Origin of the sequence: Rathayibacter sp. AY2B9 (assembly GCF_002931595.1) — a bacterium.
In the GTDB taxonomy this organism is placed as follows: domain Bacteria; phylum Actinomycetota; class Actinomycetes; order Actinomycetales; family Microbacteriaceae; genus Rathayibacter.
On record NZ_PSUB01000012.1, the window covers coordinates 10906 to 30251 of the forward strand.

The following is a 19346-nucleotide window of genomic DNA, read 5'->3' on the forward strand; positions in this document are numbered from 1 at the left end:
CTCCGCGCCGGTCCGGCGCCGACAAGCAGCGCCGCGCCGATCGCTAGGCTGTCGGGGTGAACGAGCTCCTGCACCCCGCGCCGCCCGCGATGCGGACGACCGGGACGGTGCGGGTGGTCGGCTCCGGACTGCTCGGCGCCTCCATCGGCCTCGGCCTCGCCTCCCGCGGGATCGACGTCGTCCTCGACGACGCCTCGCCCGCGAGCCTCTCCCTCGCCATCGACTACGGGGCCGGCCGCGCCGCCTCCGCCGACGACCGGCCCTCCGTCGTCGTCGTCTGCGTCCCCCCTGACGTCACCGCGAGCGTCGTCGAGCGCGAGCTCGCGGCGCACCCCGGAGCCGTCGTCACCGACGTGGCGAGCGTCAAGACCCAGCCGCTGCGCGAGCTGCGCTCCCGAGGCGTCGACCTCGCCCGCTACATCGGCTCGCACCCGATGGCCGGCCGCGAGCGCGGCGGACCGGTCGCCGCGCGGGGAGACCTCTTCGTCGGCAGACCCTGGGTGATCTGCCGCGACGGCGAGACCGCGCCCGACGCGCTCGCAAGGGTGGAGGGCCTCGCTCTCGACCTCGGCGGCACCATCGTCGAGATGGACCCGGAGGAGCACGACCTGTCGGTCGGCCTCGTCTCGCACGCCCCGCAGGTGATCTCGTCACTGCTCGGCCAGCGCCTCCTCGACGCCCCGAACGCGGCGCTCCGCCTCGCCGGGCAGGGCGTCCGCGACGTCTCGCGCCTGGCGGCATCGGCCCCCGAGCTCTGGATGCAGATCCTGGCCGCGAACCGCGAGCACGTCGTCGCGGTGCTCGACGCCTTCCGCGACGACGTCGCCGCGGTCGCCGACGCGCTCCGCGACCTCGAGGCGCCCGGCTCGCGCCGCGTGCTCGCCGAGCACCTGGCCGCGGGCAACGCCGGAGTGGCGCGCCTGCCCGGCAAGCACGGCCAGGACCAGCGCTTCTCGACCCTGATCGTCCTCGTCGACGACTCTCCCGGAACCCTCGCGCGGCTCCTGGTGGAGATCGGCGAGGCGGGCGTCAACCTCGAGGACGTGCGCCTCGAGCACGCGCAGGGGCGTCGAGTGGGTCTCGCCGAGATCTCGGTCGTGCCCGAGGCGGTCGCGCCGCTGACCGAAGAACTGACCTTACGCGGCTGGAGGATCGCCGGATGAGCACCGAGCAGAACAGGCAGGAGGGCGGCCTGAACAGGATGACGCCCGCCCGCCGGGCACAGCAGAGCATCCCGGAGGACGGGGGCGCGGCTCCCGAGCGCGAGGCGCGCTCCGAGGCCGCCGAGCAGGGCGACTTCGGCGAGGCCGTCGTGGTCGCCATCGACGGCCCGGCCGGCAGCGGCAAGTCCAGCGTGTCGAGGGCTGCCGCCCGCCGCCTCGACTTCGAGTTCCTCGACACGGGAGCGGCCTACCGCGCGCTCGCCTGGCACGGGCTCGACCGCGGCCTCGACTTCGAGGACCAGGACGCGGTCGTCGACGCGCTCGACGGCTTCGACTACTCCATCGGCACCGACCCCGAGTCGTACTCGGTGTGGGTCGGTCCGACCGAGGTGACCGCCGCCATCCGCGAGCCCCGGGTGACCGCGCGCGTCTCGGCCGTGGCGAAGGTTCCCGAGGTCCGTCGGAGGATCACACTGCTGTTCCGGAGGATCATCGGCGAGACGCGTCGGGAGGGCATCATCGTCGAGGGCCGCGACATCACGACGGTCGTCGCACCGACCGCTCCGGTCCGGATCCTGCTGACGGCGAGCGAAGAGGCTAGAATGGCTAGGCGTTCGCGCGAGGTCACCACGGAATCCGCCGAGGCGACAGGTCAGGCGCTGCGGTCGAGGGACCGCGCCGACTTGCAGGTGGTCGACTTCATGAACGCCGCAGAAGGAGTCACTCTTCTCGACTCCACTCATCTCGACTTCGAGCAGACCGTCGACGCGGTCGTCGCCGAGGTCCGAACTTCGAGAGCAAGGGCCGGTCATGGCACAGGACACGCACGTCGGTGACGACGAGCTGAACTTCGGAGACGACGACCTCGTCGAGCGCCTCGGCGACCTCGACGAGCAGCTCGCCTCCTCACGCGCGCAGGCGCTCCGGAGCGGACTCGAGGACTACGACCTCGACGAGGAGGACCTCGACCTCCTCGAGTTCGCCGGGGAGGACTCGGACGAGGTCCGCTACCTCCCCGCCCTCCCGGTCGTGGCGATCGTGGGCCGCCCCAACGTCGGCAAGTCCGCGCTGGTGAACCGCATCCTCGGCCGCCGCGAGGCCGTCGTCGAGGACACCCCGGGCGTCACGCGCGACCGCGTGTCCTACAAGGCGGAGTGGATCGACCGGGCGTTCACCATCGTCGACACCGGCGGCTGGGAGCCCGACGCCCGCGGCATCGACGCCTCCGTCGCCATGCAGGCCGAGATCGCCATCGACCTCGCCGACGCCGTCATCTTCGTCGTCGACGCGAACGTCGGCGCGACCGCGACCGACGAGCACGTCGTGAAGCTGCTGCGCAAGACGAAGAAGCCGGTCTTCCTCGCCGCCAACAAGGTGGACGACGCCCGCCAGGAGCCGAACGCCGCCTCGCTGTGGTCGCTCGGCCTGGGCGAGCCCCGCCCCGTCTCGGCCGTCCACGGCCGCGGCGTCGCCGACCTGCTCGACGCGGTGCTCGAGAAGCTCCCTCTGGAGTCGGCCGTCGCCAAGCGCGAGGTCGGCGGACCGCGCCGCGTCGCGATCCTCGGCCGCCCGAACGTCGGCAAGTCCAGCCTGCTCAACAAGGCGGCGGGGGAGGAGCGGGTCGTCGTCAACGAGCTCGCCGGCACCACGCGCGACCCGGTCGACGAGCAGGTCGAGATCGCCGGCAAGGTCTGGCGCTTCGTCGACACCGCGGGCATCCGCCGCCGCGTGCACCTCCAGCAGGGCGCCGACTTCTACGCGTCGCTGCGCACCTCGACCGCGCTCGAGAAGGCCGAGGTCGCCGTCGTCGTCCTCGACGTCTCGCAGCCGATCTCGGAGCAGGACGTCCGCATCATCGACCTGGTGCTGGAGTCGGGCCGGGCGCTCGTGCTCGCCTTCAACAAGTGGGACCTCCTCGACGACGAGCGCCGCCGCTACCTCGAGCGCGAGATCGAGACCGACCTCGCCCACGTGGCGTGGGCGCCCCGCGTCAACATCTCGGCCCGCACCGGCCGCCACCTCGAGAAGCTCGTGCCGGCGCTCGAGCTCGCCCTCGAGTCGTGGGACACGCGCATCCCGACGGGCAAGTTCAACGCGTTCCTCGCCGAGCTCACCGCGGCGCACCCGCACCCCCTCCGCGGAGGCAAGCAGCCCCGCGTGCTCTTCGGCACGCAGGCCTCGTCGCGCCCGCCGACATTCGTCCTCTTCACGACCGGGTTCCTCGACCCGGGCTACCGCCGCTACATCGCGCGCCGCCTGCGCGAGATCTACGGCTTCCAGGGGTCGCCGGTGAACGTCAACATGCGCGTCCGCGAGAAGCGCGCGCGCTGAGCGCAGCCGCACCGTGTCCGGCCCGTGGGAGCTCCTCCCGCGGGCCGTCCGCGTCTCCGGGAGGAGCGGTCGTCGAGTCGCGGGGGCGGATGCCGCTCCGGTGCGTCTCGGTCGAGCAGATCGCACTCGTCTCGAGCGGGAGTGACGGGCGGCGCGGCGCTGCCGGAGGCCCAGCGGCTTCCCTCGAACCGGGCGGTCGTCTCTCCGAGCGGGCGTCGGCAGGGCCGGGAGGTCGGTCAGTCGCCGGTGGCGAAGGGCCACCACGGCGGCAGGAGCCGTCGGTAGGCGGCGAGGTAGCTGCCGGGATCGCGGGGCGCGGGCAGGCGGAGCCACTGCTCCATCAGGCCGACGGAGCCCGCCGCGAGGAACGAGGCCGTCGCGTTCTCGAGGAACCCGAGCGGTGCGTCCGCGGCCGGGACGTCGAGGATCCCGGTGTCGAGCGTCGCGGAGACGGCGGTGCGGAAGTGCCCCGCGAGCATCGCGCGGAGGCCCGAGTCGCCGCCGGGGGCGTCGAAGGCGCGGAGGTAGAGGTCGCGGTGGCCGTCCAGGTGGCCGAGGACGCGGGAGGTGCCCTCGCGGATGCTGGCGTCGGTCGCGGCGCCGCTCCGGAGCTGCTGCAGGTAGCCCTCGCGGATCGCGTCGAGCTCGTCCCGCAGGGCGGCGCAGAGCAGTTCTGCGGCGGAGGAGGCGTGGGCGTAGAAGGTGGAGCGGTTCACGCCGGCGAGATCCGTGATCTCGGAGACGGTGAGGGTGGCGACGTCGCGGCCGGTCGCGAGTTCGATGATGGCCCGGTGCAGGGCCACCTGTGATCGCTTCTGCCGCGCATCCACTGCTGACGCCTCCCGAGCTGCCGACGGCGCGTCGACCCGTGCCGACGCGTTCCGCGCAGCGAGTCTACGGGGCCCGCTCGTTTTCACTTCCGGCGTCGGCATCCGCTAAGGTAGTCGAGTTGCCCGGGCCTCGGCCCGGTCTGCCACGGGCTGTGGCGCAGCTTGGTAGCGCACTTGACTGGGGGTCAAGGGGTCGCAGGTTCAAATCCTGTCAGCCCGACGGAAAGCCCTGATGAGACCACTGGTCGTCGTCAGGGCTTCCGTCGTTTCCGGGCCTCGTCGTGAGGCTGCGGGCCGCTCACCGGAGCGCTGCGGCGACCTCGGCGAAGGCCTCGCGACGTCGGGCGGAGCGCGCCTCCCGCTCGGCGGGATCTCGTGCCCAGAGTGCCTGTCGCGACGGGTGGAAGGTGCGGATCACCGTGAGGCCGCGCTCGCGCTCGATCGCCGGGTGCCGCCTGAGGAGGCGCCGCCAGCCGTGATCGGCGTCGCCGCCCTGCAGGAGGACCACCTCGACGTCGGGGGCGAGCGCGAGCAGATGCAGGACGGTCTCGACGCCGGCGTCGAGCTGCTCGGCGTTCGGCGCCTGGTTGATGTACCAGGGGTAGGCGTTCCACGGCAGCAGGTCGGCGGGGGCGAGGCCCACCTCGTCCATCAGCCCGGCCATGAGCTCCGCCGTCGGGTCGTCGTTCTCGGTGCAGAGGAAGCCGCTTCCGACGCCGTCCTGGGTGGCGGGGCCGGGATCGCGGAGGACGCTGAGGACGCGCGCCTCCACTCCGCCGTGCAGGGGAGCGACGTAGGGCAGCCAGCCGCGTCCGTAGGGGTTCCGCAGCTCGTCGACCCAGCGGTTCACGGGAGCCACGTGCGGTGCATAGCGCTGCTCCCACTGGGCGCGGCGGAAGGAGAGGTCGGCCATGGAGCGGGGCATGTCCGCACCCTAGAGGGTCACCGGGGCGGCGCGGCACCCTTCCTGGTCGTCGGCCGTGCCGGCGGCGTCCGGACTGAGAAGCCGGAGCGGCATGCACGGCGTCTCCCCGACCGCCCGCAAGGGCGGCGGCAGGCCGGCTCCCTAGCGTCGGTGGACGTGACCCACTCCGCTCCGCTCGCCCGCTGGTGGCGCGAACCCCGGTGGGCGCGGCTCACCCTCCTCGCGATCCTGTGCGGTTCGACGGTCCTCACCGGCTGGAATCTCGCCCGGGGCGGAGACGCCGTCTTCTACGAGGCGGCGGCACGGTCGATGTCGGAGTCGTGGCACGCGCTGGCGTTCGGAGCCTTCGATCCCGCTGCCACGGTGACGCTGGACAAGCTGGCGGGGTTCGCGGTGCCGCAGGCGCTGAGCATCCGGCTGTTCGGCATGTCGACGTCGTCGATCGCGCTGCCGCAGCTGATCGAGGGGCTGATCACGGTCGCGGCGTGCTCGGTCCTCGGGCTCCGGTGGGGCGGCCGGGGGCTCGGGCTGGTCGCGGCGGCAGCGGCGGCGAGCACGCCGATCTTCGTGTCGATGTTCGGGCACCCGATGGAGGACGGGCTGCTCACGGCGGCACTCGCCGTGGCGCTGGTGTGGTGGCAGCGCGCGGTGCTGACCGGGCGGTGGTGGCCGCTCCTGATGACCGGGCTGTCCATCGGGATCGGCTTCCAGGCGAAGATGATGCAGGCCTGGTTCGTCCTGCCGGCGCTCGTGGTGGCGACTCTCGTCGGGGTGCGCGGGTGGCGCCGAGCCCTCGCCTGGGCGGGCGGGCTCCTGGCCGTCGCGGTGGGCGCCTCCGTGGCGTGGACGGTCGCGATCCAGGCGGTGCCTGCGGGCGGCCGGCCGTACATCGACGGGTCGACGGGGAACGACGTGTTCGCGATGGTGTTCGGGTTCAACGGGCTCGACCGGCTGATCTCGGGCGCGGTGCCCGGCGCCGTCGTCGCGTCCGCCCACGTCGCGGCGATGGGCGGAGCGGCGGGATCGTCGCCGGTGAAGCTTCTGCTCGCGCAGTACGCGACGCAGGTCGGCTGGCTGTATCCCGCGGCGCTCGCGGGGCTGATCCTGGGGGCGGTGCGCTGGCGGCCGCGGCGGGGGAGCACCCGCGGTCCGTTCGCCCTCCTGGTCCTGACCGCGGTGTGGCTGGCGACGGCGGCGGCGGTGCTCTCGGTGGCGACGGTGCCGCACACCGCCTACGTCGCGGCGATCGGAGTGCAGCTGGCGCTCCTCGCGGCGCTGGGCTGGGCGGAAGCGGTGCGGCTGCTCGCGTCGACCCGGGTCGTCGCGCGGCTGGTGCTGCCGCTCCTCCTCGTCGCGCAGACGGCGTGGAGCGCGGTGCTCGCCGTGGGCGGGCAGCTGCCCGCGGTGCTGGGCCTGCCGTTCGCGGCGCTCGCCGGAGCAGGGCTCGTCGTGGTCGCGGTGGCGGCGCGGCGACGGAGGGGCGGTGCGGTGGAGCGAGCGGTCGGGAGCCGGAGGGAAGCGGCCCGCCGTCGTCCCGTCGCGCTCGCGGCAGCGGTCGTGATCCTGGCCGGGCCGGTCGCGTTCAGCCTGCAGGTGCTCGACGCGTCCCTCGACGGGTCGGGCGGCGACGCGCTCGTCGGCCTGCGCTTCCCGCAGCGGGCCGAGACCTCGGCTCCGTTCGCGGTCTCATCGCCGGACGCGGTCGGCGGGCACGACTCGATGACCGCCGACGAGACCGGCCTGGTCGCCGCCGCTCGTGCCGCCGGCGGCGGGGTGGACGGCGCGCCCCTGTTCCTCACCGACTCCTGGGCGATCTCGGCGCCGATCATCACGGCGACCGGCGCGAGCGTGCTCACCGACGGCGGCTACTCCGGCCAGGCGCGGGTCTTCACCGAGCAGGACGTCACCCGGATGATCGCGGCAGGACGCACGCCTCTGCTGGTGCTGAAGAACTCCGCTCCGCCGACCGAGTCGGTGCGGAAGGCCGTGGTGGCTGACGGGTGCACCGAGCTGCAGGAGTGGGGGCCGGCGGCGACGGAGTCGGGGGAGCACGCCTCCGCGGTCACCGGGTTCTCTCTGTGGAGGTGCGGACCGGTGCCGCAGAGCTCGGCGGGCGGGGTGGCGGCTGTCGGCCGGTGACGGCGTCGGGCGAATCTCGCGTCGATGCGATCGCGACCCCGGCGGAACGGCGAGGAGCGGCTGCCGTCGTCCTGCCGCTCGCAGGATCGGGGCGGGCCGAGGAGGTCGGGTCCGCGAGCGGGACGGCCCCTGGCGCCTCGTCCGCGCGATGCCGGCCCGCCGCCTATCCTTGAGGGCGATGTCGAACTCCCGCGCCGAGGCCGCCTACCTGCGCTCCCTCGGCGCTTTCCGGACGCCGACACTCGATCTCCTCCACGGCCGCTACGCGCCGTTCGTCGTCGCCGCCCTGTCGCTCGTGTTCACCGTCGACCGGCAGGCCGTGGCGGTCGCCGACGCGCACGCCGAGGTGGGGGAGCTGCTCGAGGAGCTGCGCTCGGCCGGGTACGACGAGGGCGAGCGCGCTCTGCCGAGCGGCACGGCGCGCGAGGTGTGCCGCTACTGGGTCCGCGTCGGCTGGCTCGTGCCGCAGATCGAGGGCGAGGCCGAGGTCTACCGGCTGAGCGCCCACGCCGTGAGCGCCCTCGAGATCACCGGGCGCACCGGAGGCGGACGCACGCGCGTCTCGAACTCGCGGGTGCGCACTCTGCTGGAGGCGGTCGAGCGGCTGGCCGCGGACGTCGAGCCCGACCCGGAGGCCCGGCTCTCGCGGCTCCGCGAGGAGCGGGCGCGCCTGGACGTCGAGATCGCCGCCCTCGAGGAGGGCGCCGGTCTCGAGCCGGCCGACGACGAGCAGCTCCTGGAGGAGGCCGAGAACGTGGTGCACCTCGCCCGCGAGCTGCCGGCCGACTTCGCGCGGGTGGCGGAGTCGATCAAGGCGATGCAGCGCGACGTGGTCGCGGATCTGCGCCGCGACGTCCGCCCGACCGGCGAGGTGCTGCGGGAGTACCTCGAGCGCGGGCAGCACGTGATGCAGGCGACCAGCGAGGGCCGTGCGTTCGCCGGAGCCCTCCGCCTCCTGGGCGACCCCGAGCGGATCGACGCGCTCGCCGACCAGCTCCACACGGTGCTCGTGCAGCCGTTCTCCCGCCTGATGGACCCGGCCCAGCGCGGGGAGCTGGCCGCGATCGGCCGCCGGGTGGAGCTGGGCGTGCAGGAGGTCCTGACCGCGCAGCGTCGCGCGTCCCACGTCATCACGGGCCAGGTCCGCACCCACGACCCCGCTCGCGACCGCCAGGTGGACGAGCTGCTGCGCGACGTGATGGCGGGGCTCCAGGAGTGGACGGGCGGGATCTCGCCGGACGCGCCGGTCACGCCGCTGCGGCACCTGCCCGTCGCCGGGATCGGCCACCTGCGCCAGACCCTGGGAGACGTGCGTCCGGCCGGCGGGCCGGCGCCCCTGGCCGGAGACGACGGCGACGCCGAGTTCGTCGGCGACGACAGCCGGGCCTGGGGCGGTCCCCGCTACGCGGAGCTGGAGGCCTACGTGGCGGAGCTCGGCGACGAGTTCGATCTGGCGGACGCGTTCAGCGCGGCTCCGGAGGACACGCGACGGCCCGTCGACCTGCTCGGGCTGCTCGAGATCGCGCACCGGACGGGCCTCGTCGACCGCGAGGGCTACTCCGTCGTGAGCACGCGCCGACCCGACGGGACCGTGCGCCGCTTCGCCTTCGGATCCGTGACCGCCCGCACCGAGGAGGAGACCGACGATGAGTGACACCCTGGCGACCGACGGGCCCGCCGCCGATCCGTTCATCGCGCCCGTGTCGATGGAGGAGGACCCCGACGAGCTCTTCCCCGGCGACCGCGGCGTCCTCGACACCGAGGTGCGCCGGGTGCTCGTGCACGTGCTGCAGCGCCGCTTCCTCCTCGCCGACCGCCACCGCGAGCAGTGGGCCGTGCTCCAGGAGCACCGGCAGCTGATCGAGTCGCGGCTGAACGACCTGTTCGTGCGGCTCGTCGTCGACCACGAGCGCGGGGTCGCCTACAAGCAGCAGGTGCGCTCCGACGAGGTGGAGATGCCGGTGCTGCTGCGCGACCTCCCCTACACCCGCGCCGAGACGCTGGTCCTGGTGCACCTGCGCACGGTCCATCAGCGGGAGTCGGCGGCCGGCGAGGCGTCGGCGCGCGTGGACGTCGAGGAGGTCGAGCAGACGGTGCTCAGCTACTTCGCCGACGCCGAGCGCGACACCGCCCGCCGGCAGCGCATGGTCCGCAAGGCGCTGGAGCGGCTCGGGCGCGACGGCATCGTCGACGAGGAGTCCGCAGGGCGGTACCGGATCAGCCCGATCGTGGAGATCGTGCTGAGCGCGCCGAAGCTGCGGGAGCTGAGCGACTGGCTGCGCGGGCGGGCGGGCGAGGCCGCTTCCTCGGTGGTCGCAGACGCGGCGCTCGCCGAGGAGCCCGGCTCGGACGACCCGGCGCAGGCGGACGACGACGCGCTCGAGGGCGACGGCCTTGACGAGGACGCGGACCCGCCCACGGACGGCGTCCTGCCCGGAGCCGATGTCGCGGACGACGAGCCGCTGGACGACGACCCGACCGACGACGACACCCCCGACCCGGAGGACGACCCCCGATGACGATGCTCGACACCCTCTTCGGCCTGATCCCCGCCGCCTCCCGCGGTCAGCAGTGGCTCGCCGAGGACCTGCAGCTGGTCAACTGGGGCGGCTACGACGGCGCGCACCGGGTCCGCTTCTCGCCGGGGGCCACACTGCTCTGCGGCGGTTCCGGCTCCGGCAAGTCCACGCTGATGGACGCCTACATCGCCCTGATGATGCCGCACACCACGCCGTTCAACGGCGCCTCGAACGGCGGAGTGACGGGCCGTCCGCGCGGCGAGGACCAGCGCAACATCCTCTCCTACGCGCGCGGCAAGCTCGACGAGTCGCGCACGGACGAGGGCACGACCATGCGCGTCCTGCGCGGCGACGGAGTCGACACCTGGACCGCCGTCGCGATGACCTGGGTCGACCACGACGGCTCGCGCTTCAGCGCGGTCCGCGCCTGGTACGTCCCGGCCGGCTCCCGGGTGCTCGAGGAGACCGTGCGGATCCGCGCGAGCGCCGAGGGCCCGGTCGACCTCGCCGCGCTCGACCGGGCGGCGGCGCACCGCTTCTCCGACGCGTCGCTGCGCGCGGCGGGCCTGGATCCGCTCGGCACCGATCGCGAGTTCTCGGCGCGTCTGCACGCGGTGCTCGGCATCGGAGCGGCGGGAGCCGGATCGAAGGCGATGAGCCTGCTCGCCCGCATCCAGGCCGGTCAGCAGATCACGACCGTCGACGACCTCTACAAGCGGCTCGTGCTCGAGGAGCCCGAGACCCTGGCCTCCGCCGACGCGGTCGTCGCCCACTTCGACGAGCTCGAGAGCACCCGGCAGCGGATGCTCACCGCGCGCCAGCAGGTCGCGGCACTCGAGCCGTTGCGGGGCCTGCGCCTGCGCATCGCCGCGTCCGCGGAGCGCGTGCGCCTCATCGACGCACTCGGGGAGTTCGATGCCCCGGTGTCGCCGGCGGCCCTGTGGCGCGCTGAGCAGCGCCTCGGCCTGCTGCGCGACGTCGAGGCCGAGCTGCGCGAGCGCACCCGCGCCGTCGACGCCGTGCTCCGCGAGAAGCGGGCCCTCGCCGAGGCGGCGGAGTCGGAGCGGGACGGGCTCGCCGAGGTGCTGCGGGCCTCCGGCGGCGACCGCCTCGAGACGGCCCAGCGCGAGCTCCGCGAGGTGGAGCGGCGGCTGGGCGCGGCGCGCGAGAACCGCGCCCGGCTCGAGGAGGACCTGCGCGCTCTCGGCGAGCCGGAGACCACCCGCGAGCGGTTTGAGGCGGTGCTCGCCCGGGCGGCGAGCGCGGCCGACGCCAAGCGCAGCACCCGTGCGGCCTGGTCGGACGCGGTCGCCGAGCGGAAGGCCGCGGCGCGCGAGCTCGCCGAGCTCGAGGCGGAGCAGCGCTCGGCCTCGGACCGTCGGGACAACATCCCCCGGCCTCTGCACGAGGCGCGCGAGCGGATCGCGGAGGCAGCCGGCCTCACCGCCGACGACCTGCCCTTCGTCGGCGAGCTGGTCGAGGTGCGTGCCGAGTTCGAGCCCTGGCGCGAGGCGTTCACGCTCGCCCTCGGCGGCTTCGCGACGACGCTGATGATCGACTCCGCCCACCTCGACCGCTTCCGCCGCGCCATCGACTCCCTCCGGCTCCCGGTCCGGCTCCGCTACGAGGGCGTGGAGACCGGGCTCGAGGAGGTGCGGGGCCTCGACCCGCAGACGCTGCCCGGGCGCCTCGACTACCGCGCCACCGCCTTCACCGGCTGGCTGCAGGACCGGCTCGAGGACCGCTTCGGCTACGTGTGCGTCGACAGCGCTGCGGAGCTCGGGCGCCACCGGCTCGCCCTGACCCTCACCGGTCAGCTCTCGCAGGGGCAGCGCGGTGCGCACGGCGGCCACGGTGCCGCGAACGTCCTCGGCTTCTCCAACTCCCGTCGTCTCCGCGAGCTGAACGCCCTGGTCGAGGCGGCCCGGGCCCGCAGCGCGGCGTCCGTCTCGGCGGCGTCGGCGGCGGAGGAGGCCCTCGATGCGCTCGACGACCGGATGACGCGCCACGCCCGCCTCGCGCTGGTGAGCTGGGAGACGGTCGACGTCGAGTCGCTGCTCGCCGAGCAGGAGCGCTGGGAGGCGGTCGGCGCCGAGGCTGCGGAGGCGAACCCCGAGCTCGCCGGCCTGCAGGAGCAGATCGACGGGCTGCGCGGCCGCCTCGAGCGCCTCCGCCAGGAGATCGCGCGCGCCGGTGTGGAGCGCGAGCGGATCGAGGCGGAGTGGGCCGTCGTGGTCGACGACGTCGACGCGAGCCAGGCGGTTCTCGATGCGGCGGAGCGCGCAGGACGCGAGCTCGACGACGACCAGCGCGCCTTCCTCGACGCCCGGTTCACGCTGACCGAGGCCGCAGCGTCCGGCAGCGCCTCGGACGTCCTGGTCCGCTTCGACGCAGCGCTCGCCACGGCGGCGCAGCGACTGGCGGAGGACCGCCGCTCCGCGGCCGAGTCGCACGAGCAGCAGCGCGAGAGCGCCGGCCGGATCATGGCCGGCTTCCTCGACCGCTGGCCGAACCCCAACCTGCTCGCGGACCCCGAGGCGTCCGCGGGCGACTTCGAGCGGCTGCTCGACGCCCTCGAGACCAGCGGCCTGCACCGGCTCGAGACCGAGTGGCGCGACAGCCTGCTCACGCTCTCCGGCAACGACCTCACGAGCTTCGACTCCACGCTCGGCCGCTCGCTGAGGGAGATCCGCGAGCGGATCGAGCCGATCAACGTGATCATGCAGGATCTGCCGTTCTACGACGACGGCCATCGCCTGCAGATCACGACGCGCGAGAACCAGTCGGAGGTGCGCCGTCGCTTCCGCCGCGAGCTCCGCGAGGTGCGCGCGCAGATCCAGGCCGTGTCCGCGGAGGAGGAGCGCGAGCAGGTCTACCGGCGGATGTCCCGGCTCATCCAGCGGCTGCGGCGCACCGCGCCCGACTTCGGCGACCTCGTCGACGTCCGCAACCACGTCCGGGTCAGCGCCGAGCGCGTGGACGCCGTCACCCGAGCGCACGTGGCGCTGTACGACCACATCGGCGAGAAGTCCGGCGGGGAGTCGCAGGAGCTGATCGCCTTCATCGTCGGAGCGGCGCTGCGCTACCAGCTCGGCGACGCGGGAGCCGACCGCCCCCGGTACGCCCCGGTCTTCATGGACGAGGCGCTGATCAAGGCCGACGCCCACTTCACCAAGCGGGCGATCGGTGCGTGGCGCGGTCTCGGCTTCCAGCTCGTGATCGGCGCCCCGAACGACAAGTACAGCGCGATCGAGCCGCACGTCGAGGTGGAGTACGACATCCTCAAGGACACGCGCGGACGCTCCTGGGCCAGGCCGAAGGTGGGCCTGGCCCCCTAGGGCTTCGTGCCGATCTTCGCGTGGCTGCGCGAGTAGGCGAAGTAGATCGCGAAGCCCACGGCCAGCCAGATCAGAAAGCGCAGCCAGGTCTCGATCGAGAGGTTGAGCATCAGGTAGGTGCAGATCAGGGCCGAGAGCAGCGGGAGCCACGGGTTCAGCGGGACCCGGAAGCCGCGCTTCAGGTCGGGCCGCTTGCGGCGCAGCACCACGACGCCGACCGAGACCAGCACGAACGCCGAGAGCGTTCCGATGTTGACCATCTCCTCGAGCACGCCGATCGGAGTGAGGCCGGCGAGCAGCGCGACGACGATCGTCACGACCACGGAGGTGAACCACGGCGTGCGCAGGCGCGGGTGGACGGTGGCCAGGCGCCGGGGGAGGAGCCCGTCGCGCGCCATCGCGAAGATGATGCGCGTCGCTCCGATCAGCAGCGTCAGCACGACGGTGGTCAGGCCCGCGACGGCGCCGGCCGAGATGACCGTCGCCATCCAGGTCTGCCCGTGGTAGGCGAACGCGTTGGCGAGCGCGGCCGACGGGTCGAGCTCGCGGTAGGGGACCATGCCGGTCACGACGAGGGCGACGGCGCAGTACAGGACCGTGCAGATGATCAGCGAGGCGATGATGCCGATGGGCAGGTCGCGCTGGGGGCGGCGGGTCTCCTCCGCGGTCGTCGCGACGACGTCGAACCCGATGTAGGCGAAGAACACCAGGGAGGCGCCGGCGATGATGCCGCCGACCCCGAACGTGGCCGGCTCGATGCCCGAGAGGAACTGGAGCAGCGGCTGGGTCAGACCGGACGCGGACTGCGAGGGCTCGGCGGCGGGGACGAACGGCGTGTAGTTGGCGGTGTTGATGAACTGCAGGCCCGCGATGATGACGAACAGGACGATGAACAGCTTGATCGCGACGAGCACCAGGTTGACGCGCAGCGATTCCTTGATCCCGAAGGTCATCAGCGCGCCGAGCACGAGGACGAGCAGGATCGCCGGCACGTCGACCACGCCGCCGTAGGTGAGCGCCGGCGGGAGGGTCACTCCCAGCTGCTGCAGCAGCGACCCGAGGTACGCGCTCCACCCCTGCGCGACCACGCTCGCTCCGAGGAACAGCTCGAGGATCAGGTCCCAGCCGATGATCCAGGCGAAGAGCTCGCCGAGGGAGGCGTAGGAGAAGGTGTAGGCGGAGCCCGACACCGGGACCGTGGAGGCGAACTCGGCGTAGCACATGGCCGCGAGGGCGCAGGCGAAGGCGGCGACGACGAAGCTCAGGACGATCGCCGGCCCGGCGATGTCATGGGCGGCGCGGCCGGTGAGGGTGAAGATGCCGGCGCCGATGACGACTCCGACGCCGAAGACCGTGAGATCGAGCGCGGTCAGCGACTTCTTGAGCTTGTACTCGGGTTCATCGGTGTCGGCGATCGACTGCTCGACGGACTTGGTGCGGAGGAGGCTCACGGTGGTTCTCTCTGTGGGCTGCGGTATGGAGGCGCGAGGGCCACTGGGGAGGATAGCGGGGCGGGCCCCTCTGCCGCGCCGGGCGTCGCGCGAGTACGCTTCCCGGCCATGAGCAGGATCTTCTCCGTGGCGTTCGCCGACGTGCACCCCCTCCTACGTGGCGAAGGCGGAGCGCAAGGGCCGGACGAGGGAGGAGGTCGACGAGGCGGTTCGCTGGCTCACCGGCTTCTCGGACGAGGAGCTGGCCCGGCACCTCGAGAGCAGGACGACCTTCGAGGAGTTCTTCGCGGCGGCGCGCCTGCCTCCGCAGGCCTCGGCGATCACGGGGGTGATCTGCGGCGTGCGGGTCGAGACGATCGAGGATCCGCTGATGCAGCGCATCCGGTACCTCGACAAGCTGATCGACGAGATCGCGAAGGGACGGCCGATGGCGAAGGTGCTGCGGGCTCCCGCGGCCGGCTGAGCCGCCGGCCCCGAGCGCTCCTCCACAGGCGCCGATCCGCTCCGGTTCTCCCCGGTCCGGGCCGGCGGGATCTCGCGCCGCCGGCGACGCGAGCAGGGTGTCGGACATGACATCCACACAGCGAACCCCTGCTCCTCCGTCCCGCCGCCGCGATCCCGAAGTCCTGCGGGCGAGCGCGATCCAGGACCTCCTGGCGGCCGTCCCCTCCATCATCGGCATCCGTCCGGAGGAGTCCGTCGTGGTGGTGCCGTTCCTCGGCACGCGCGCCGGGGGAGGCTTCCGGATCCCGCTCCCGGAGACGCCGCGCGGGATGGAGGCGGAGGCGCTGGCGGGCGGCTGCGCGGCCATGATGGAGACGATGCCGCGGGCCACCGGTGTGCTGGTGGTGGTCTGCACCCGTGCGGGCTACGCCGAGGAGCGGGGGATCCCGCATCTTGACCTCGGCCACGCGGTGCTCCGGCGCCTGGGGCGCACGCGCCTGGACATCATCGCCGTGGCCTGCATCGCCGCCGACGGATGGGGGCGCTACACGGACGCCGAGGAGTGCCGCAGGCCACGTCCGCTCCTCGAGATCGAGCGGAGCGAGACCGGCGTCCTCGCCCGAGCGGTGGCCGACGAGCCACTGGACATCGACGCGCTCTCCGTGCTGCCGCCGGTCGCCGAGGAGGATCGCGCGCTCGTCGCGGAGGTGCTCCGCCGGCCGCCCCTGGTCGGCGACACGGAACGGCTCGTCGAGCGCTGGCTCAGCGGACCGCGGGACGTCCGCCGCGAAGGACTGATCGTGCGGACCCTGCAGTCGCCGCCCCTCCGCGACCGCGTGACCGTGCGGATCGCGCGGAGCCCGCAGGCAGGAGTGGGAGTGCCGCCCGGCGCGGTGGGCGACGCCCGCGCCGGAACGGACGACGACCACGACCTCGAGCTGTCGGCCCTGCTGCTCGGCAGCGGGCGTGCTCCGGAGCGCGGCCGTCTGGCGCGGGCGACCGGGCTCCTCGCCCGCGCCGCCGCGCTGGCGCCGGAGGAGGCGCGCTCCTCCGTGCTCACCGTTCTCGCGTGGTGCTGGTGGGCGAGGGGAGTCTCGAGCCTCGCGGGGCTCCACCTCGACGAGGCGCTGCGGCTCGACCCCGACGACTCGATGGCCCGGCTCTACGCCTCGCTGTTCGCGGCCCGCCCCCTGCCGGACTGGGTGCTCGCGGCCGCTGCCGAGGCCCTCGATGCCGCGAGCGCCTGAGGTCGGGCGCCGGTCGGTGCGCTCGCCCCGGAGACGGATGCTCTTGCGCGGGGGAGGGGACGGCCCTAATGTGCAACCACATGGTTGTACGAATGGACGCCGACATCGACCTGCTCTTCCGGGCGCTGGCCGACAGCACCCGCCGCGACATCGTCGCCCGGGTCCTGGTCGGCGAGCAGTCCGTCTCCGCACTCGCGGCGCGCTACGAGATGTCGTTCGCGGCGGTGCAGAAGCACGTGGCCGTCCTCGAGCGGGCGGCACTCGTCCGCAAGCGGAGGAGGGGGCGGGAGCAGCTGGTGCAGGGCGAGGTCGCCGCAGTGCGGCGGGCGTCGCGCCTGCTCGACGCCTACGAGCAGCTGTGGGCGGGGAGGATCGACCGCATGTCGGACCTCCTCGACGAGGAGTGACACCCGCGAGCCGACCGGCGCGCGGGATCTGCTGGAGGGAGAGGCGCGATGAGCGTGCTGCAGTCCGTGAAGGACATCGAGGAACTGACCCTGACCGTGACCGCCGAGTTCGACGCGGGGATCGAGCGCGTCTGGCTCCTCTGGACGGATCCGCGCCGCCTCGAGCGCTGGTGGGGGCCGCCGACCTGGCCGGCGACCTTCGAGCGGCACGAGCCGGTCGAGGGCGGACGGAGCGCCTACGTCATGACGGGACCGGACGGCGAGCAGGCGCGCGGCTGGTGGCGCGTGACCCGGGTGGAGGAGCCGACGCGGTTCGAGTTCGAGGACGGCTTCGCCGACGAGCGCGGCGACCCGGTCGACGCGCTGGGGATCACCCGGGCCACGGTCACCCTCGACGAGATCGAGCCGGGGCGCACGCGGATGGTCCTCAGCAGCCGTTTCGAGTCGGTCGAGCAGCTCGAGCAGATGGTCCAGATGGGCATGGAGGAGGGACTCCGCCAGGCGATGGGGCAGATCGACGCGATCCTGCTCGAGGACTGAGTCGGCGCCCATGGAGGCTCAGCGCTCGCCGCGCCGAGCCTCCGGGCGGAGGAGCCGTCCGCGCTACTGCTCGGGGTCGGTGAGGGCGGCGGCGTAGGCGCGGACGGAGCGCTGGTACCGGGGGAGCCCCGGAGCAAGCGCCTCCAGCGCGATCCGCAGGGCCTCGTCGACGCGCCCGGCGCTGTGCAGGGCGAGCGCGAGGAACACCTCCCGCGCGGAGCCCACCGCTGGGTGCGCGGCGGCGCCGGCGAGGAGGTCGATCGCCTCATCGGTGCGGCCGAGGTTCCGGAGTGTCGAGGCGTACTGGATCGTCAACCGCGCCCGCCGCTCGTCATCCAGGCCGGCTGCGAGGGCGCGCTCGTACTCGACCGCCGCCTCCGCCTCGTGTCCCGCGCTGTCGAGGGCGCCGCCCAGCTCGAAAGCGGCGATTCCGTCGTGTCCCGGGTAGCGGGCTGCGAGGACGCGCATCCGCTCGACGACGCCGTCCGGGTCGTCCTGAGCGTCGAGGCGCTCGACCGCCGCGAGCCAGAGGGCGAGCGCGTCGGTCTCGGGGCGGTCGGGGTCGGAGGCGCGTGTCTCGGTCACGCCTCCGACGCTACCGCGCCCGCACAGTGCGGGGAGCGGGGCTACGAGGCGGTCGAGTCGGCGCCGTCGTCGTCCGACCCGCCGTCGTCGGAGCCGGAGGTGCCCGCTCCGACCGGCGCGGCGCGTCGGCCGGCCTCGATCAGGGCGGTCGACGCAGCCGCTCCGCCGATCAGGGCGAACAGCGCCCAGCCGGCTCCCCACTTGCGCTTGCCGATCAGGGCGTCGAACGAGAGCGCGCCGGGGCCGTCCGCGACGATCGCGGCCGTCGCCGCGACGAGGACGGCGTTGTACTCCCACCCGCCGCCCGCGTTCCACAGGCCGTTGCTCCAGTGCACCTTGCGCACGGCGGTGACCATCGTGGCGACGAGTCCGGCGGCGGCGAGCGGAGTCGCGGCGCCGAGGGCGAGAGCGGCGCCTCCGGCCGTCTCGGTCACCGCTGCGGCGACGGCGTTGCGCCGGGCCGGGTGCATCTCCAGGCTCGACATCATCTGCTCGGTGCCGTCGAGGCCGGGGCCGTCGAACGAGCCCCGCAGCTTCTGCAGACCGTGTCCGACGAAGAGCCCGCCGACGGCGAGACGGAGAACGAGTGAGCCGACCTTCATGGTGACCTCCGGGGTGGGGTGGGGGCGTGTAGTGCGAGGGTCCCGGCTGCGCCGCGCCCGGTCAAGGGGTCGCGCCCGGTGAGCGGGCCGCGCAGGAGGCGTGCGCGCTCGGCGAGGGCTCAGAGCAGCGTGTAGGCGGACGCGTCCATCATCACGGTGCCGTCGGTGCACACCTGGAGCTCGGCGGGGGCGCGGACCGCGCCGTCCGGGGCGTCGAGGACCTCGGCGACGAGGAACGCGGAGGTCCCGACCGCGCAGCCGTAGGCGCCGGGGGAGTGCCAGGCGACCCGGACGTCCGCCCGGGCGCCGGGGACGAGGATCACGGGAGCATCGGGGTTCGGGCCGGACGCGTCGGCGACCGCGCTGATCCGGTTCCCGTCGGCGTCGGTCGCGTAGACGCCGGGGATGCCCGCGAGAGCGCAGTCCGAGGAGGAGGTGCTGGTGAGCACGAGGTCGAAGGCGCTGTTCCCGGCACCCGACGCGTCGGGGTCGGGGCGGTACTCCATCGTCAGGTCGGAGCCCGTGCAGCGCGCCGCCGCCGGATCCGCGGCGGGAGAACCGGTCGACGAGGGCTCGGGGGTCGCCGTGACCGTCACGGTCACGGTGGGAGTCGGCGTCGCAGCGCGAGTCGGCGAAGACGTCGGGGTCGCGGTCGCGGTCGGCGTCGGGAGCGGCGTCCGCGCGGACGGGGCTCCGCCGCTGCCCGCGCAGCCGGAGAGGACGAGGACGAGTGCTGCTGCTGCCGGCGCGGAGGCGCCGGTCCGGTGCGAGAACGTGCTCATGTCCGCAGTCTGCCACCGCCCGGACCGAACGGCCCCGCGGATC

16 protein-coding genes, 1 tRNA gene and 1 pseudogene are annotated in these 19346 nt (G+C 73.7%); 12 read left to right on the forward strand and 6 right to left on the reverse strand.

Annotated features, from left to right (window positions below):
* Nucleotides 1–89 precede the first annotated feature (89 nt).
* From C5C25_RS11815 to der, 3 genes are read left to right on the forward strand one after another with little or no spacing between them, the layout of a single operon-like run.
* A complete protein-coding gene (locus tag C5C25_RS11815) occupies nt 90–1163 on the forward strand; it encodes a prephenate dehydrogenase (RefSeq protein ID WP_104233408.1) in 1074 nt (357 codons plus the stop codon).
* Nucleotides 1160–1999, forward strand: a complete 840-nt coding sequence (cmk, locus tag C5C25_RS11820) for a (d)CMP kinase (protein ID WP_258069403.1) — start codon at nt 1160–1162, stop codon at nt 1997–1999. The genes C5C25_RS11815 and cmk overlap by 4 nt, the downstream gene beginning before the upstream one ends.
* Complete coding sequence (der, locus tag C5C25_RS11825; RefSeq protein ID WP_104222506.1) at nt 1974–3494, forward strand: ribosome biogenesis GTPase Der; 1521 nt, start codon at nt 1974–1976, stop codon at nt 3492–3494. Before cmk ends, der begins: the two co-directional genes overlap by 26 nt.
* A 236-nt stretch (nt 3495–3730) precedes the next feature.
* On the opposite strand, the gene C5C25_RS11830 is transcribed toward der, so the two are convergent.
* On the reverse strand, nt 3731–4297 hold the full coding sequence (locus tag C5C25_RS11830) for a TetR/AcrR family transcriptional regulator (protein ID WP_104250723.1): 567 nt from the start codon (nt 4295–4297) through the stop codon (nt 3731–3733).
* A 173-nt stretch (nt 4298–4470) separates the two neighbouring features.
* On the opposite strand from C5C25_RS11830, the gene C5C25_RS11835 reads away from it, so the two are divergent.
* Nucleotides 4471–4544: transfer RNA gene (locus tag C5C25_RS11835), tRNA-Pro, on the forward strand.
* 78 nt (nt 4545–4622) lie between these two features.
* On the opposite strand, the gene C5C25_RS16865 is transcribed toward C5C25_RS11835, so the two are convergent.
* Nucleotides 4623–5249 (reverse strand): uracil-DNA glycosylase, encoded by a 627-nt coding sequence (locus tag C5C25_RS16865; protein WP_104250724.1) that lies wholly within the window; start codon nt 5247–5249, stop codon nt 4623–4625.
* 156 nt (nt 5250–5405) lie between these two features.
* Between C5C25_RS16865 and C5C25_RS11845 the strand changes: the two genes are divergently transcribed.
* The 4 genes from C5C25_RS11845 (at nt 5406) to C5C25_RS11860 (ending at nt 13245) form a co-directional block, all read left to right on the forward strand.
* The gene (locus C5C25_RS11845) at nt 5406–7388 is read left to right on the forward strand and encodes a glycosyltransferase family 39 protein (protein WP_104250725.1); all 1983 of its coding nucleotides are present in this window, start codon (nt 5406–5408) and stop codon (nt 7386–7388) included.
* A gap of 178 nt (nt 7389–7566) precedes the next feature.
* A complete protein-coding gene (locus C5C25_RS11850) occupies nt 7567–9042 on the forward strand; it encodes a DUF3375 domain-containing protein (RefSeq protein ID WP_104250726.1) in 1476 nt (491 codons plus the stop codon).
* Nucleotides 9035–9907 (forward strand): DUF4194 domain-containing protein, encoded by an 873-nt coding sequence (locus C5C25_RS11855; protein WP_104250727.1) that lies wholly within the window; start codon nt 9035–9037, stop codon nt 9905–9907. The genes C5C25_RS11850 and C5C25_RS11855 overlap by 8 nt, the downstream gene beginning before the upstream one ends.
* Entirely contained in the window at nt 9904–13245 is a 3342-nt protein-coding gene (locus C5C25_RS11860) for an ATP-binding protein (RefSeq protein WP_104250728.1), read from the forward strand. Before C5C25_RS11855 ends, C5C25_RS11860 begins: the two co-directional genes overlap by 4 nt.
* Here the strand turns inward: C5C25_RS11860 and C5C25_RS11865 are convergent.
* Nucleotides 13242–14696, reverse strand: a complete 1455-nt coding sequence (locus tag C5C25_RS11865; protein WP_104250729.1) for an amino acid permease — start codon at nt 14694–14696, stop codon at nt 13242–13244. The two genes, C5C25_RS11860 and C5C25_RS11865, sit on opposite strands and share 4 nt — an antisense overlap.
* 108 nt (nt 14697–14804) lie before the next feature.
* On the opposite strand from C5C25_RS11865, the pseudogene C5C25_RS11870 reads away from it, so the two are divergent.
* From C5C25_RS11870 to C5C25_RS11885, 4 genes and pseudogenes are all read left to right on the forward strand, one after another.
* A pseudogene (locus C5C25_RS11870) lies at nt 14805–15159 on the forward strand (DUF2200 domain-containing protein).
* 106 nt (nt 15160–15265) lie between these two features.
* Complete coding sequence (locus C5C25_RS11875) at nt 15266–16387, forward strand: DUF4192 family protein (protein ID WP_104250730.1); 1122 nt, start codon at nt 15266–15268, stop codon at nt 16385–16387.
* An 80-nt stretch (nt 16388–16467) separates the two neighbouring features.
* Nucleotides 16468–16794, forward strand: coding sequence for a metalloregulator ArsR/SmtB family transcription factor (locus tag C5C25_RS11880; protein WP_104222609.1), 327 nt, complete (start codon nt 16468–16470; stop codon nt 16792–16794).
* A gap of 48 nt (nt 16795–16842) precedes the next feature.
* The gene (locus C5C25_RS11885) at nt 16843–17334 is read left to right on the forward strand and encodes an SRPBCC domain-containing protein (RefSeq protein ID WP_104222538.1); all 492 of its coding nucleotides are present in this window, start codon (nt 16843–16845) and stop codon (nt 17332–17334) included.
* Between the two features lie 63 nt (nt 17335–17397).
* Here C5C25_RS11885 and C5C25_RS11890 read toward each other — a convergent pair whose 3' ends face one another.
* From C5C25_RS11890 to C5C25_RS11900, 3 genes are all read right to left on the reverse strand, one after another.
* The gene (locus C5C25_RS11890; RefSeq protein ID WP_258059938.1) at nt 17398–17919 is read right to left on the reverse strand and encodes a tetratricopeptide repeat protein; all 522 of its coding nucleotides are present in this window, start codon (nt 17917–17919) and stop codon (nt 17398–17400) included.
* Nucleotides 17920–17960: 41 nt separating this feature from the next.
* Nucleotides 17961–18521 (reverse strand): DoxX family protein, encoded by a 561-nt coding sequence (locus tag C5C25_RS11895; protein ID WP_104222539.1) that lies wholly within the window; start codon nt 18519–18521, stop codon nt 17961–17963.
* 119 nt (nt 18522–18640) lie between these two features.
* Nucleotides 18641–19303 carry a DUF4232 domain-containing protein gene (locus C5C25_RS11900; RefSeq protein ID WP_104250731.1) on the reverse strand — a complete coding sequence of 221 codons (663 nt, stop codon included), beginning with the start codon at nt 19301–19303 and terminating at the stop codon, nt 18641–18643.
* Nucleotides 19304–19346 lie beyond the last annotated feature (43 nt).